General features: G+C 41.5%; 14 protein-coding genes. 3 read left to right on the top strand and 11 right to left on the bottom strand.

The window, feature by feature from the left end; all coding sequences use genetic code 11:
- Positions 1–17: 17 nt before the first annotated feature.
- The 9 genes from H605_RS0102900 to H605_RS0102860 form a co-directional block, all read right to left on the bottom strand.
- Positions 18–3,092: an AAA family ATPase gene (locus H605_RS0102900; RefSeq protein WP_029052815.1), complete on the bottom strand. Its 3,075-nt coding sequence runs from the start codon at positions 3,090–3,092 to the stop codon at positions 18–20.
- The gene (locus tag H605_RS0102895) at positions 3,089–4,243 is read right to left on the bottom strand and encodes an exonuclease SbcCD subunit D (protein WP_029052814.1); all 1,155 of its coding nucleotides are present in this window, start codon (positions 4,241–4,243) and stop codon (positions 3,089–3,091) included. The genes H605_RS0102900 and H605_RS0102895 overlap by 4 nt, the downstream gene beginning before the upstream one ends.
- Before the next feature lie 106 nt (positions 4,244–4,349).
- Entirely contained in the window at positions 4,350–5,066 is a 717-nt protein-coding gene (locus H605_RS0102890) for an NAD-dependent deacylase (protein ID WP_029052813.1), read from the bottom strand.
- A 126-nt stretch (positions 5,067–5,192) separates the two neighbouring features.
- The gene (locus tag H605_RS0102885; protein WP_029052812.1) at positions 5,193–6,197 is read right to left on the bottom strand and encodes an aliphatic sulfonate ABC transporter substrate-binding protein; all 1,005 of its coding nucleotides are present in this window, start codon (positions 6,195–6,197) and stop codon (positions 5,193–5,195) included.
- A 27-nt stretch (positions 6,198–6,224) separates the two neighbouring features.
- Positions 6,225–6,980 (bottom strand): ABC transporter permease, encoded by a 756-nt coding sequence (locus H605_RS0102880; RefSeq protein ID WP_029052811.1) that lies wholly within the window; start codon positions 6,978–6,980, stop codon positions 6,225–6,227.
- Complete coding sequence (locus tag H605_RS0102875; RefSeq protein WP_029052810.1) at positions 6,913–7,755, bottom strand: ABC transporter ATP-binding protein; 843 nt, start codon at positions 7,753–7,755, stop codon at positions 6,913–6,915. Before H605_RS0102875 ends, H605_RS0102880 begins: the two co-directional genes overlap by 68 nt.
- A 247-nt stretch (positions 7,756–8,002) precedes the next feature.
- Positions 8,003–8,929: a cysteine synthase A gene (cysK, locus tag H605_RS0102870; RefSeq protein WP_029052809.1), complete on the bottom strand. Its 927-nt coding sequence runs from the start codon at positions 8,927–8,929 to the stop codon at positions 8,003–8,005.
- Between the two features lie 42 nt (positions 8,930–8,971).
- On the bottom strand, positions 8,972–10,183 hold the full coding sequence (locus H605_RS0102865) for an MFS transporter (RefSeq protein WP_029052808.1): 1,212 nt from the start codon (positions 10,181–10,183) through the stop codon (positions 8,972–8,974).
- Positions 10,184–10,216: 33 nt separating this feature from the next.
- On the bottom strand, positions 10,217–10,696 hold the full coding sequence (locus H605_RS0102860; protein WP_029052807.1) for a PaaI family thioesterase: 480 nt from the start codon (positions 10,694–10,696) through the stop codon (positions 10,217–10,219).
- 168 nt (positions 10,697–10,864) lie between these two features.
- On the opposite strand from H605_RS0102860, the gene H605_RS0102855 reads away from it, so the two are divergent.
- Both H605_RS0102855 and pepF read left to right on the top strand, forming a co-directional pair.
- Positions 10,865–11,317, top strand: a complete 453-nt coding sequence (locus H605_RS0102855) for a hypothetical protein (RefSeq protein WP_029052806.1) — start codon at positions 10,865–10,867, stop codon at positions 11,315–11,317.
- Between the two features lie 83 nt (positions 11,318–11,400).
- Complete coding sequence (gene pepF, locus H605_RS0102850) at positions 11,401–13,209, top strand: oligoendopeptidase F (protein ID WP_037561545.1); 1,809 nt, start codon at positions 11,401–11,403, stop codon at positions 13,207–13,209.
- Positions 13,210–13,263: 54 nt separating this feature from the next.
- Here the strand turns inward: pepF and H605_RS0102845 are convergent, their stop codons facing one another.
- Together H605_RS0102845 and H605_RS0102840 are read right to left on the bottom strand one after the other, a co-directional pair.
- On the bottom strand, positions 13,264–14,280 hold the full coding sequence (locus H605_RS0102845) for an LLM class flavin-dependent oxidoreductase (protein WP_037561500.1): 1,017 nt from the start codon (positions 14,278–14,280) through the stop codon (positions 13,264–13,266).
- 5 nt (positions 14,281–14,285) lie between these two features.
- Entirely contained in the window at positions 14,286–14,645 is a 360-nt protein-coding gene (locus H605_RS0102840; RefSeq protein ID WP_029052803.1) for a winged helix-turn-helix transcriptional regulator, read from the bottom strand.
- Between the two features lie 135 nt (positions 14,646–14,780).
- Between H605_RS0102840 and H605_RS0102835 the strand changes: the two genes are divergently transcribed.
- A complete protein-coding gene (locus H605_RS0102835; RefSeq protein ID WP_029052802.1) occupies positions 14,781–15,407 on the top strand; it encodes a nitroreductase family protein in 627 nt (208 codons plus the stop codon).
- Positions 15,408–15,736: the final 329 nt, after the last annotated feature.

The raw sequence follows: 15,736 nt of genomic DNA, 5'->3' as shown, positions 1-15,736 counted from the left end.
ACTTGAGAACTATGACATCAACTCAATACAAATTTCGTCTTGCTATATCCTTCTTTCAACTTAGTTACTTGCAATGTAGCAGGAATCGCTTCTTTCATTTCTTCAATATGTGAAATAATGCCAATCATTCTCCCCGATTGCTGAAGAGCGATCAGTGTATCGATTGCTTTTTGAATAGCCTCTTCATCCAACGCACCAAATCCTTCGTCAATGAACATTGTCTCCATACGAACAGCACCTTGGAAGCTTTGAATGACATCTGCCATACCCAGCGCCAAACATAGAGAGGCGTTAAACTTTTCACCGCCTGATAACGTCTTGACGTCTCGTGTTTGTCCAGTATATGCGTCATGAACGTCTATACCTAAACCACTTTGCTTCCCTCGTGTTTCCTGACGATCACTGCGAACGAGTTCGTATTGTCCATTTGACAGGTCACGCAGACGAATATTTGCAGCATGAATGATACGCTCTAAATATTCAATTTGAATATAGCGCTCAAAGGAAATTTTTAAATGGTTTTGACCACGGACTATATCATAAAGGTTCGTAATCTTTCCATAGGTCTTTTCTAGCTCTGCTTCCCTAGATTTACTTGTTTCTAACTCATTGTGCAAATCCTGTGCCGCTTGTTCCCATGCTTTTGATTGATTGTAGTGAGCAAACGCTTCTTCATATTGTGTTTTCAACGCTTCTACTTGTTGCTCCATGATCTCAATATCGGTTGGTTGTTTGCCTTCAACAGACCTTTCGAGTTCTTCTACGGATGATTTTAATGTATGAAGCGTTTGGGCATACACTTGAAGTTGTTGCTCAATCGCCTGACGCGTTGACGTCGGCAGTTTGACTTGCATATAATTCTCTTTTGAAGTAAAACCTTCTTCTATCATCCGTTTTGCAAAGGAAGCTTCACTTAGGTCCAATTTTTCTTTCATATCTGTTAGAGATTGCTTTTCTAACATTTCTCTAGATTCCCATTTAACTTTCTCATTTTTAGCGTCTTGTAATTTCTGTTGAACAGACTTCCAATCATGTTCAAGTTTTTGACTTGCTGTTTCTTTAGATGTAATTTGTTGTTTCAACGCGGATAGTTCTTGTAGATTTTCAGGTACGGTCGTTAAGACATGGTTATAGAGAGCTAATTTCGTTTCAAGCTCACCTTTTGATTCATTACGCTGCTGTTCTAACTTATTTATTTTTTCGGCAAGATCCTCCATGGCCTTCTCCGCTTGGTTTTGCTCGTCTTTCTTCTGTTTCAATACCTCTCGCTTACTTCTAAGTTCAGCTACGTTGTCTGTCAATTCAGCTTGTTCTTTATGATAATCTCGACTCAAATCCACTCGTTGATCATGTAGTTCGGCTTCACTTTGTTCAATACGTTGCATCACTTGTTGCAATTCCGCTTGCTTAGTATGGAAAGTCTGTTCTTTATTCATTAACTCTAGCTTCGCCGTGTCTATTTGTCGCTTGGATACGTGCTCTGTTTCTGAACCTTCAGCTTTAGACGGATGGTCTATACTACCGCAAACCGGGCAAGACTCTCCCACATGAAGTGATGCCGCAAGGACGACCGCCTGATTACTAATCCAACGATTCTCAAGAGCTTGATAGACTTCTGCAGAATGCTCTACTTGTTGCTTAGCCGTTTCGTAATGAGCCTCAACTTCTTGTTGTTGTGATAGCTGTTGCTTGTATGAAGCCACTTGCTTTGCAATGGCTTTGCTTTGTGCAAGTTGATCCAACAACTCTTCATATTTCTCTAATGAAGTTTCCAGTTCCTTAATTTCACTTTTCAGAACTGTGATGGATTCTTTTTGTTGCTTGGATGCTTGCTGATTTACTAGCAACGAATTCTCCGCTTGGTCTACAGTAAACTTAAGTGACTCTACTACTTGACGTTGCGTAGCGAGTCCCGATACGGTTGGAAGTAAATTATTAAGCGTAAGCAACTGTTCTTTTACTTCATTTCGTTCAGATTCTTTAGCTAGTTCTTGTTCATACGAAGCCTTTGCAGACACTAAATTTTTCTCTGTTTCCGCGAGAAGCTTGACCGCTTCAGAGTGGCTTCTTTCTTTTTTCTGCCATTCTGTTACATTAGACTTCACTTGTTGTTCTAAATCTTCTAATCTCGCGGCTCGTTCGGCTTGCTGCAATTTCTGTTCAAGGCTTTTCATCTCTTGTTGTTTCGCTAGCATGCTATCCAATTCTTTTTGGCGTTGCAGCAGCTTTGTAAATTGTTCATTAATTGAACGGGCGTCATGTAGTGCCTGTTGTTTCTTGTTATGAATGGTATAGAGCCTAGTATATTCTTTATGCGCTTCTTTAGATTGCGTCACATGATGTGCATGTTCTTGTTGAAGACCTGATACGAGCTGATGGTAGTTTGGGTACTCCGACTGTAATTCTGTAAATAATAAAGAGGCTCGCGCAGGTAACTTTGCCGGTATTTGATGAAGAATAGCTTCACTTAGCTGTTTTTCACGAAGATATTCCGCGTTTGCTTCTTCTTTTTTCACTTTTAACCGTTCCACGATTTTTTGATACGGTTCAGTCTTAAATATTTTCCGCATGATCGCTTCTTTATTCGCTGTATCGGATGTCAAGAATTTACGGAATTCACCTTGAGGCAACATCATGATTTGACTAAATTGTGCGTGCGTAAAGCCTAGCAATTGTTCGATCTTATCATTTACCTCGGTGACAATTTGGCGATCTACTGCCGGAATGAATTGCTCATCTTTTTCTTCAAATAATTCGCAGCGACCTAACGTATCCGATTTATTGCCTTTTTTTCTGTAAGGAATTTGACGTACAACACGGTATCTTCGCTTATGGATGTCAAACGTCAATTCTACTGTCGTTTGAATATCATCATCCGCAAACTGACTGCGCAACGCCTTCACATCGGTACGATCTTCTCCACTTGCTTGTCCATATAACGCAAAGCAAATACCATCAAAGATCGTAGTTTTCCCTGCACCTGTTTTTCCGGAAATGACAAATAAACGATGATCTTGTAAATCTCGAAAATCCACAGTTTCCTGATCTTTATACGGTCCAAATGCTGTCATCGTTAATGTAATGGGTTTCATGCACGGTCTTCCTCCTTCATAACGTCCCACAAGACTTCAGCGAATAGCTCTTTCGTTTCTTCATCTACTTCTTCGCCTTGAAGTTCTTTAAAGAAGGAAGCAAACATCGCTTGGTCGTCTTCTTTCTTCTCGACATTTATTGTTCCGCCAAAACTGTCTGTAGAAGATGCAAGCAGTTTACGTTCAACATGCATGGCATTCGGAAAGACGGAACGAATTTTCTCCATCGGTTGTATGACCGGTACCGTATCTAGCAGTTTGACGAACACATAATCTTCATTGTGATGCATTTCCAATATGTCTTCCATCGTGCCTTCAACCGTTCGCACATCATGAAGAGGAGTCAGCAACTTTTTCTCGATTTCCACTTTGCCATTTCCACCTAACGACACAATGAGGTAGCCCTTTTGATGATTCTCTTCGGAAATAGAATACTTTAATGGTGAACCGGAGTAGCGAATCGTTTCATTTCCTACAAAATGCGCCTGGTGTAAATGACCGAGCGCTGTATAATGAAACGGCTCAAATACATCTGAAGAAATATACTCAGCTCCACCAATCGATAATGGTCGTTCTGCGTCACTTGTATTTTCCTCTTTCTCACCGTGCTTCGTGATAAACGCGTGACCTACGAAAACATGTCGTGCTTCTTTGTCCATTGACTGTTCTATACGCTCGATAATCTTCTTCATAGCTTGCTGATGACTGGAAATCGATTCATCTTCGAGCAAGTGACGAATAATCGAAGGATCCGCGTATGGTATTAAATGAAAATAGACATCGCCATATTCGTCTTGGAGCTTTACTGGCGATAAGTCCGGGGATAATTCTCCTGTTATGTATAACCCTTGATCTTTCATAAACGTACTTCCAAAATGCAGGCGGCTAGGGCTATCATGGTTTCCTGCAATGGCAATGACAGGTATTTTCAAATCGATCACAATCTCCTGTAAAACCTCATTCAACAACCCTACCGCTTCAGTTGGCGGTATTGCGCGATCATACAGATCTCCCGCAATAATGACCGCATCCGGTTGTTCTCTCTTAATCTCTTCTATAAAAGCTTGTAAAATATAACGCTGATCTTCTGTCATATACATTCCTTGCACAAGCTTGCCGAGATGCCAGTCGGCTGTGTGGAAAATTTTCAAATCGTTTCCCCTCTTTCCCTCTATAAAAATAGAGACAAGAAGAACAGCGTATTAGAGAAGTGGTATAAAAACCCCTCCTCTATTACGCCCATTCTTCTACCTCAACTTACTTACCTACATTCTGATCTGCCTCATCTAGTATTTCTCCAATTTTCCGTTCATTGATAACGAGATCGGCAAATTGATCCATTTCTGTAGGTTCCATATTAATAATGACCAACTTCGCGCCTTGCTCTTTTGCGATCAGTGGAAATTGATTCGCAGGTGTAACGGTTAATGATGAACCGAGGACAATGAAGAGATCTGCTTTCTCACTTTCGAATATCGATTGAATAAATGCTTCTTCTGGTAGCATTTCTCCAAATAACACAACGGATGGACGTAACGTACCGCCACAATCGCAGTAAAACTCATCTTGCTCGTAGCGTTCGTTCCCGTATTCTTTTCCACACGTTTCACAATGGACTTTACGAAGTGTCCCATGAAGTTCCATGACGTTTTTCGAGCCCGCCATCGTATGGAAACCATCGACGTTTTGCGTAATAATTCCATTGATCAGACCTTCTTTTTCCCACTTAGCTAAAATATCATGTCCTTTATGCGGTCCTGTTTCTTTTGCCGCTAGGACACGCTGTTTATAAAACTGAAAAAACTGTTCTACCTGCTGATTGAGAGCTGTTACGCTTGCCACTTTGGCAGGATCTTCTGTTTCCCACATGCCCGTTTTAGCGGAACGAAAATCTGGTAGCCCGCTTTCTGTCGACATCCCTGCCCCTGTATAGACAATAGTACGTTTCGATTCGTTTAATAAATCTGCCAGCACTGTCCTCATCCTTTCAACTAGCGAAATTATGTTCTATCTATATACTAGCATATCCTGTTTTATTGCAACTTATCAAACGATATGGAAATAGAAAAACGAGCATCCATAATGGATACCCGCTTCGTATTAGTTTGCTGTAATTTTTTTAATTGCTTCAAGATTAATCAATCCATCAATTTCATTTGTCTTGATATAATCTGCTTCTTGACTGATATCAGCCATCTCTTGCAATACATCCTCATTTACATCTGTTGTCACTTCGATTCGAGTGAATGCTGCTTCCAATTCATCACTAGCTATTTCTTTACCAGTCAGATCTTTGATATGCTTCACTACTAGTTCTTGTGCTTTTTCCGGCTCATCACGAATGAACTGAACTGCTTTTGCGTGTGCTGTCAAATAAGCAGTCGATAATTTTTCGTTTTTCAAAAATGCATCGCTTGTTGCGACAACGGTGTTCGTAGATTCTTTACCCCAAGCAAAGTCCTCCCAATCGAGAATCAGTTTACCATCCGCTTGATTTTGTAGTATATATCCCCAAGGTTCTTGAGTTGCTGCACCGTCAACTGAATCTTGAATGAATAATGTCGCTGTATCCGCTGGTGCGGCTGCAAAAAACTCAACTGTTCCACCGTTTGCTTTGGCTTTTAGATCCACATCTTTCAACGCTTTACGTAACATGACATCCTGCGTACTACCGATTACGGGAATCGCAATCCTCTTGCCGTCTAGGTCTGCTAATTCATTAATCCCACTTTTACCGTTAGCTATTACTACCGCACCGCCGTTTACCGCCCCAGATACAATATGATACTTTGGATCTTTTACATAATAGTTGATAACCGGTCCAGGTCCGACTGTTCCAATGTCTATGGAATTAGAGGCCATCGCTTCCATAAACAACCCACCGTTACTCACAGTCTTCGTCGTGATCTTGATGTCTTCACCGAATTCTTCTGCAAAATAATTATTCTCTAGTCCAACAATTGTTGCGATATGCGTTAAGTTCGGGAAGTACCCGATTCTTACTTCCTTTTTATCTGCACTGCCCGCATCCGTTTTCCCACACCCTGATAAAACTCCCACAATCGCCAATAAAGAAAGCAATACACCCAATAGTTTTTTATTCATATAATAATCCCCTTTTCTTTAAGCGTATCACGCCCGAATTCCCCATTTTCTTTCTACACTGCGTTCCAAACGTAAGAATAATACATTATCCATAATCGTACCGATCACACCGATGATGATCATGACCGAAATTACTAAATCCATTTGACCCAGTGCGCGTCCTGATTCTAGTAATTGACCGAGACCGACGCTTGCACCTAATAGTTCCCCTGCCATGAGTGCGCGCCACGAGAATGCCCAAGCGATACGTAAACCAGAGATTAATTGTGGTACAGATGCTGGCAAAATCACCGTCCGCAAAAAGTGAAACCCGCTAGACCCGAGAGATTTGGCGACGCGCTGGTATAATACCGGTACGTTTTTAAAACCGCTTGTCGCATTGACGATCATCGTCCATGTAGCCCCTAATGTAACGATAAATAATATGGCAAAATCATTGAGACCGAACCAGATGATCGCTAACGGGAACCAGACGATACTCGGAATAGACTGTAAAGCTGTCACAAGAAAACCAAGTGTGTCTTCCACTATTTTGTAACGCCAAATCAAATAACCAAGCACCAGTCCTAGTATTGAAGCAATTGTGAATCCGATTAACAATCTGCTTAGACTTGCACCGATTGCAATCAGGATTTGACCGGAGAGGAGACCAGAAACCAAGGTGGACATGACTAGTGTAAAACTCGGGAACATAAAATCAGGTAAATCTGAGAGCCTAGATGTGACTTCCCATATCGCCACTAGTATCCCGAGAAACACTATTCGTCTTAAAGCTGTAGTCATCACCCATCTCCTCCTTCAGCACTTTCTCTATTTCTTCTTGAAGCTCAGCTAAAATCTGCTTTTCAAGTTGCAACGTCACATCACTCGGCATGACGCCATCCTTCGTATCATTTGATTTGAATGTAGCTTTAATTTTCCCCGGACGGGTTGCGAATACGACAATCTTTTGCGAAAGTAATACCGCTTCCCGAATATTATGTGTAATGAAAAGAACAGTTACTTTCGTTTTTCTCCAAATATCCAATAACTCTTTATGAAGCACCATGCGCGTTTGCTCATCCAACGCGGCAAATGGTTCATCCATTAACAGAATATCGGGCTCCATCACAAGCGCACGTGCGATCGATACGCGCTGCTTCATTCCTCCAGATAATTCATGTGGATAGGAATCGATGTAATTCCCCAAGTGAACCATTTTTAGCATCTCCATAGCTTTTTGTTCCGCTTCTTGCTTCGACATCTTCTTTAGAAGTAACCCGTATGTAACGTTATCAAGTACTGTCAGCCAAGGAAACAACCCCGCTTCTTGGAAAACCACCACTCGATCTGATCCAGAACCCTTTACTTCCTTTCCATTAATACGGATTTTCCCTTGTTCAGCTTTTTCCAGCCCCGCTATCAAATACAACATAGTGGACTTGCCACAACCAGACGGACCTACAATGGAAACAAACTGTCCTTTTTCTATCTCAAGGTTGATATGATCTAGTACTTTCACCATTCCCTTTTCCTTGTGGGGAAAGCTCTTTTCAATGCCTTCAATTTCCAAATACATGTTGATTCCCCCTCATAATACTTTTCGTTTCATTGCGTTCTTTCAATTCCTACTAACTTTATATGTTTTGTATATATATAATCTACCATTTACGTAGGTTTTGTCAATAGGCTTTCTGATTATTTTTTCAATCTATTTAAAATAATAGATTAAACGCTATAGGTAATGGTTTTTCATCACTTTTCATTCTGGAAGCCCACACTAAAAAACCTCTTCCCAATGCGGAAGAGGTTTTTGCTAGTAGACATTATTGAAATAAATCACTCGATAAATATCTTTCCCCGGAATCTGGCGCAATACACACGACTGTATCTTCAGGTGTTAAACGTTTAGCGACTTGCAATGCCGCATACAAAGATGCACCACCTGATGGTCCGAGTAACACGCCTTCTTGTCTCGCGAATTGTCTAACTGTGTTGTATGCATCGTCATCTTCTATACGGAAAATTTCGTCGTAGACATCTGTATTTAATACAGAGGGGACAAAACCAGGACTTGTACCAACCAATTTATGTTTTCCTGGCTTGCCACCCGATAATACCGGTGACCCAGCAGGCTCAACCACATGAACTGTAATATTTGGGTCATGAGCCTTTAATGATTCTCCTGTTCCCGTCACCGTACCACCCGTTCCTGAAGTACAAACAAAAGCGGTTAATGTACGATCAATTGATTGAATCGCTTCTATAATTTCTACAGCCGTTGTATGGCGATGACTATTTGGGTTCGCTTCATTTTCAAACTGCATCGGAATAAAACTATTTTCAATGGACTCTGAAATTTCATTCGCTTTAGCGATCGCACCTGGCATACGCTCTGCGCTAGGTGTCAGTACAACTTTCGCTCCATACGCTTTCATTAAGTTAATCCGTTCAATCGTAGAGTTATCTGGCATGACAAATATAGCTGGGTATCCTTTTGCCGCAGCATTCATTGCCAATCCAATTCCTGTATTGCCTGACGTCGGCTCAATAATCGTGGCACCAGGTTTCAGTATGCCAGTTTTCTCGGCTTCTACAAGCATTTGATACGCCGCGCGATCTTTCACACTGCGGCTTGGGTTGAAGTATTCTAATTTCACATAGACCTCAGCACCAGTATCTTCACCGAGTGTTCGGACTTTTACTAGCGGAGTCTCTCCGATTAATTCCGCCATATTATTGACTACTTTCATTCCACACACCTACTTTTCATGATAATAAAACTACTAATTCACTTATGAAGCTGACGTAATCTTTTGATCACGAGGTAAAGCCAATCCAACTAGACCAATGAACGGCAAGAATGACGTGATGATCATCGTCTGATAAATACCGATCGAGTCGATAAGCGTTCCGATGGCAACTGCACCGATTGCTCCCATTCCGAACGCTAATCCTACCGTTAGTCCCGCCATCGTACCAATTTTGGAAGGTACGAGTTCTTGCGCATAGATCACCGTGACGGAAAAACTCAGCATAATAAAGAAGCCGATCGTTACTAATAGTAAGATGATTCCCCATACCGGAGCAAATGGCAGCAACAAACTAAGCGGTAATGGCACGACAAGTGATAAGACAATCACCTTTTTTCGCCCTATTCTGTCTGCCATGGGTCCACCAAAAAATGTTCCAACAGCGCCCAGTGCCAAGAATAAGAAAATATACAATTGACCATGCTGAATTGTCATACCATAGTATTCGATTAAATAGAAAATATAGAAGCTCGTAATATTTGTCACATAGAATGAACGCGCAAATATAATAATCATTAATAAAGTCAATGCAACGGTCACTTGTCTTTTGGACAAACTTTCCATCGTCGTTAATAATACTTTCTTTCGGTTACCTAAACGCTCTTCATCCAGCTGTTTCTTGTACCAGATCGAAATACGAGTTAGTAAGGCAATGCCTGCAGCAGCTACTAACACAAAAACTGCTGCTCCTATTTGGCCTAGAGGAACGAGGACGAACGCGCTAATTAACGGTGCAAGTGCTTGTCCAGAATTACCTCCCACTTGATAGATCGACTGCGAAAGTCCGCGCTTGTTCCCTGCTGCCAAAAATGACACACGAGAGCCTTCAGGATGAAAGATTGCCGATCCTAATCCGAGCAACATAACGGATACAATAATCAGCCAATAGCTTGGTGCTAATGCTAGGCCCGCCATGCCAATTAAAGAAAATGTCATGCCAATCGGCAGCGCAAACGGCTTAGGTTTGCGATCACTTAGAAAGCCTACAACCGGTTGAAGTAAAGAAGCTACGATATTTAGTGCAAACACAATATAGCCTAATTGTTTATAACTAAATTGATATTCTTTTTCTAAAATCGGCAACATAGCTGGGATTACTGCCTGCAGCGTGTCGTTAAATAAGTGACAGACCGCGATTGCAATCATAATCGGAAATACGGGATTCGCTACGGCAGTTTGTGGTGATTTATTCATACCATCTGTTCACACCTTATCTAGTTGTCTATTTTACTTTGTAAATGTAGCAGGCATTACGACTCCCACCACTTCTCCAGAAGCGCATAATTCATCCTCAGCATAAATTTCTACAGCTACTTTCCACTTCTTTGGATGAATTTCTGTAACGTTTCCAATCGCTTTCAATACTTTTCCTTGTGGAGTCGGCTTACTATATGTAATCTGCAAGGAAGCTGTCACAAAGCGCGGAGGTACGGATCCGTCTCCTGGTTCATGACCGTTCTTTCGATGTAAGGCAAGTGCACAAGACCCTGTTCCGTGGCAATCCATAAATGACGCAAGAAATCCACCATAGACAAATCCCGGAATTGCCGTATATTTTTCAGGCGGTAATGAATACGTAACGGTTCGGTCTCCTTCCCAACCAGTTCGGAAATGATTCCCTTCCTCGTTGAGTCGCCCACAACCATAGCACCATGAAAAATCATCTGCGTAATTGTCCTGAATTGCATGTGTAACATATTCCTTCATATTAAAAGCCTCCCTTTCAGATGAATTCTCTCTATTATACATTCCGAAAATTGAAATATCGACCTTAAATGAAATATCTATTTATTGTACGGATAGTTATGTGCGTATCTTACTCACTACATTCATATACTAGTGAGAAACGATATTTTGTGGAAGGAGGGAAATAGTATGAAAATACGTGGTGTTATATTGGCATTGCTAGTGGCTGGAGGATTTTATGTGATGATTCAGACAATCGACGAAGCTGCCTCCCATCCCTTTGAGCGATTGCAAGAACAACAACTGAATGGTTTATCCCCCTATTCATTCATTACTATCCGACAACCCGGTCTGCATGAACAGCAAGCGGTTACTTGGAGAGTAGACCAAGTTGAAGAAGTTGATCGCTTACTTCAATTTCTCCAAGCATATGATTACGAGCGTGTGGATCCCGATACGTTGCAATTATTTGATGATCAACCACTCTTTACAATCGATTTACATGATGAAACAGGAAATCGTATGACCATATTAATTGAGGAAGGAGTATTGATCCACAATGACCGTCTGTATTATGAGGTTGTCAATGGACCGTTACAAGTCGATTGGCTAATGGAGTTCATCCTATCCAATAAACCGTAATTTTGTACTCTGAACATTCATTGTATTATACTATTCATTAATTCGAGAACCGAATAATCGATTTGAAGGAGAGATTCATATTGGTGAAAAGCTTACCGAAACGCGCACGAGTAAACGAACAAGAAACGTGGAATTTACGAACCTTATTTGAAAATGAACAGGACTACGAACAAGCAGTAAAAAATGCTGAAATAGAAGCAACTGCTTTTGAGAAAAACTATAAAGGTACGATCGTAGATTCAACTTCTGCTATTCTAGCATTGGATGCCTATCGCCGTTTACAAGAGAAACTCGTCAAGATTTCCAGTTATGCCGAGTTAGCAGCAAGTGTGGATCTAACGAATGATCAAGCTCAAATGAGAGAAAGCCAATTTGGATCAATTGCTGCAAAAATCGCTAGCCAAACTTCCTTCGCCATGAGTGAACTTACGGAACTTTCAGAGGAGACTTTACAGCAAGCAAGTAAACAATCCGAAGAGTATGCAACGGTATTCGATAAAATCATTCGGGAAAAGCCGCATCAATTACATCCCGAAGTAGAGAAAACACTCGCTGCATTCTCTTCTTCTTTCCAAGCGCCGTATTCAATGTATAATACAACGAAAATGGCAGACATTGATTTCCCCGACTTCACTGCAGAGGGAAAAGTCTATCCACTGAGCTATGTTTCATTCGAAGGGAAATGGGAGTCTGAACCAAAAACACCAGTAAGACGTGCTGCTTTTGAAATGTTTAGTGACACGTTACGCAAGTATCAACACACAACAGCCAAAACATATGACATGCATGTACAAATGGAAAAAACAACTTCTGACTTACGTGGGTATGACTCCGTTATCGACTATTTATTGATGGAACAAGACGTGGATCGTTCCATGTACAATCGCCAAATCGATGTGATTATGAAAGAACTCGCACCACATATGCGAAAGTACGCAAAACTCCTTCAGAAAATCTATGGTCTAAATGAAATGACGTTTGCGGATTTAAAAATGCCGATTGATCCATTATACGAACCATCGATTACAGTGGAAGAATCGAAGAACTATATGAATGATGCTCTATCCGTTATGGGCAAAGACTATCTCGACATGGTGAACCGTGCCTATTCAGAACGCTCGATTGATTTCGCTCAAAATGAAGGTAAATCTACGGGTGCATTTTGCGCGAGTCCTTATGGCAACGGTTCATTCATTTTAATTTCCTGGACAGGCAGCATGGAAGACGTCTTTGTACTCGCTCATGAATTAGGTCATGCCGGACATTTCCACTATGCCAATGAAGCTCAAAACCTATTTAATTCGGAATCATCATTGTACTTTATTGAAGCACCTTCTACGATGAACGAAATGTTGATGGCCAATCACTTATTGAAGAATTCCACCGACCCAAAATTTAAGCGATGGGTACTGTCTTCCATCGTGGCCCGAACGTATTACCATAACTTCGTAACACATTTACTTGAAGCAGCGTTCCAGCGCAAGGTGTACGAGCGAGTGGATGCAGGTGGCAATGTCAATGCAACCATCTTGAACAATTTGAAGCGCGGTGTACTCGAAGAATTCTGGGGCGATAGCGTGAGAATGAATGATGGTGCAGAATTGACATGGATGCGTCAACCACATTATTATATGGGCTTGTACCCGTACACATATAGTGCCGGCTTGACAATCTCCACTGAAATGGCACAACGCGTATTGAAAGAAGGAAAACCAGCTGTTGAAGACTGGCTCCATACCCTACGTGCAGGTGGTTCAAAAAAACCAGCTGAACTTGCGAAAATGGCGGGAATTGATATCACAACAGACAAACCATTACGCGATACCATTTCATATATCGGTGAGTTAATCGATGAAATCGAGAAACTGACGAAAGAGATCGAAGCGCAGTAAGAACAAAAAAACATCTGCCAAGCAGTTTTTTCTGCAAGGCGGATGTTTTTTCTTTTACTTCATGATTTCACTTAAGATTTCATATGAACGAAGTCGTTCCTCATGATCAAAGATTCCTGAACTGATAATCAGCTCATCCGCTTTTGTCATTTCTACGAACTCCTCCAGCTTCCGTTTCACAGTTTCAGGACTACCAATAATGACAGATGGTGCTTGACTTTGCTGTGCCACCGCTTCTTGTTCAAATGGTGACCATACCGCATGAATATCTTCAATCGGAGGATTGAATTGCGTCATCTTACCTTGACGGATATTTAAGAACTGCTGTTGCATCGATGTAGCCAAGTATTGGGCTTTTTCATCCGTATCCGCTGCAATTAAATTAACCCCCATCATCGCATAGGGCTTCTGAAGATCTTTCGACGGACGGAAGTTTTGATGATAAATTTGCAGTGCTTGCATCATAAACTGCGGTGCAAAATGACTGGCGAATGAAAACGGCAAGCCAAGCTCCGCTGACAATTGCGCACTGAAGCCACTTGAACCGAGCAACCAAATCGGAACGTTCTGCCCTGCTCCAGGAAATGCTCGAACGCGATCAGTTGGATTGCCTGCAAAATACATACGTAATTCTTCCACTTGTTGCGGGAAGTCTTCCCCACCACTCTGTAATGTACGACGCAGTGCATACGCTGTTGCCTGGTCACTACCAGGTGCACGACCTAGCCCTAAGTCAATACGACCTGGATACATAGCATCCAGAGTACCGAACTGTTCCGCAATGACAAGTGGAGCGTGATTCGGCAACATGACACCACCAGAACCTACTCGAATATCCTTCGTTTCTTGCGCTACATGTCCGATGATGATGGACGTAGCAGAACTCGCAACCCCCGGCATATTATGATGCTCTGCCAACCAGTAACGATTGAATCCCCAATCTTCTGCATGCTGTGCAAGATCTACACTGTTCTTAAATGATTGACCTGCATGACTTCCTTCATTGATCATTGCTAAATCTAATATTGATAACGGAATACCGCTAAAATGTTTCGCTCGTTCTCTAATCAATTCATTCACTCCTTATAACAGCAACCATTTTTCTTGACCCACTCGAAAATGGCCTGAATAATATCTTCCAACTCTTTACCTTTTGGCGTAAGCTCGTACTCGACTTTTCTGACCTTTGGATCGGACTGGTTTTTCATGACCAAGCCGTGTGCTTCTAAATCACGCAACCTCTCCGTTAGAAGACGATCTGATATCCCTTCGATCTCCGCCGATAATTCAAAGAACCTCTTCGGTCCGTCTAATAAATGATAAATAATAATTCCCATCCATCGCTTACCAATAAACTCGATCGTGTTATGGAAACTATCGCAACTTTTTTGACCTTTAGGATTTACCGACTGAACAAACTCTTCATTTTTCTTCATTAGCAAAACCCCTATCCTATACTCCTTTCACTTTATCACACCTAGGTTTGACAAACAAGCTTACTAATAGTAATCTTAAAAATAACTTACTATTAGTAAGTAAATATCAATATATTTTAAGAGGAGTTTGTCATTATGTCACAAAATTACGAAGAATTACTAGAAGTTATGCACGCACGGAAATCTGTAAGAAAGTTCGATCCACACTATACAATCAATAAAGAAGAGATCACGTCTATGCTAGAAGAGGCGATCTCCGCTCCTTCTTCAAGCAACTTACAGCCATGGCGTTTTCTTGTCATACAAGATCGAGAGTTAAAAAAGAAAATTAATCGTTTTTCATTCAATCAAGAACAAATTGAAACAGCATCCGCTATTATTGCGGTGATTGGCGATACAGAAATGTATCACAATATTGATGAGATCTATCTTTCCAATTTGGCTGCAGGAAATATAGATGAAGAGCATGTGCAAATCCAGATTCAAAATGCGAAGGCAGCTTATCCGAATGCACCACTTGAAGTGAGACGCAACATTGCAACGTTTGATGCAGGGTTGGTTTCTATGCAACTCATGTTGATTGCCAAGGCAAGAGGGTATGATACTGTTCCGATGGGCGGGTTTGACAAGCAACAATTTGCTGCGTCATTTGAACTTGAATCACGCTACGAGCCGCTAGTGCTGATTGCGCTAGGTAAAGCCGCTTCACCTGCTTATGGTTCTACACGTTTACCTATTGATTCGATTACTACTTATATGTAAGAGAATGGCCGGGTCTTCAATCCCGAACCACTTACTATTAACTGGCCACTTATAAAACGTTTATCCTTAAACTTAACCAATACAAGGAGGTTGGGATAGAACAGAAAAAACGTAAGGGGAGTCCTTTACGCTTTTTTTCTGTTCTTATCAGTAAATATTTTTTAGAGTATCAGAGTGTACCGGAACGGAGAAAGGCCGACTCCTGAGGGATCAGCGTGCGTCTTGAGACCCTGGACAGGTGCCTTAATTTCTGCAAAGTACACAGAAATACGGCAAAGCGAACCCTTCGTTGTTCGCTTGGCTCAAGCCACGCCCCTCGGAAAGCGTGC

This window comes from Sporosarcina ureae DSM 2281, from assembly GCF_000425545.1.
Classification (GTDB): domain Bacteria; phylum Bacillota; class Bacilli; order Bacillales_A; family Planococcaceae; genus Sporosarcina; species Sporosarcina ureae.
This window is presented reverse-complemented; position numbering and strand designations above follow the sequence as displayed.

Coding starts and splice junctions, on each gene's coding strand:
- H605_RS0102900 (WP_029052815.1), bottom strand. CDS start 3,092: ATGAAACCCATTACATTAACGATGACAGCATTTGGACCGTATAAAGAT.
- H605_RS0102840 (WP_029052803.1), bottom strand. CDS start 14,645: ATGAAGAAAAATGAAGAGTTTGTTCAGTCGGTAAATCCTAAAGGTCAA.
- H605_RS0102860 (WP_029052807.1), bottom strand. CDS start 10,696: ATGAAGGAATATGTTACACATGCAATTCAGGACAATTACGCAGATGAT.
- H605_RS0102880 (WP_029052811.1), bottom strand. CDS start 6,980: ATGACTACAGCTTTAAGACGAATAGTGTTTCTCGGGATACTAGTGGCG.
- H605_RS0102855 (WP_029052806.1), top strand. CDS start 10,865: ATGAAAATACGTGGTGTTATATTGGCATTGCTAGTGGCTGGAGGATTT.
- H605_RS0102885 (WP_029052812.1), bottom strand. CDS start 6,197: ATGAATAAAAAACTATTGGGTGTATTGCTTTCTTTATTGGCGATTGTG.
- H605_RS0102875 (WP_029052810.1), bottom strand. CDS start 7,755: ATGTATTTGGAAATTGAAGGCATTGAAAAGAGCTTTCCCCACAAGGAA.
- H605_RS0102865 (WP_029052808.1), bottom strand. CDS start 10,183: ATGAATAAATCACCACAAACTGCCGTAGCGAATCCCGTATTTCCGATT.
- H605_RS0102835 (WP_029052802.1), top strand. CDS start 14,781: ATGTCACAAAATTACGAAGAATTACTAGAAGTTATGCACGCACGGAAA.
- cysK (WP_029052809.1), bottom strand. CDS start 8,929: ATGAAAGTAGTCAATAATATGGCGGAATTAATCGGAGAGACTCCGCTA.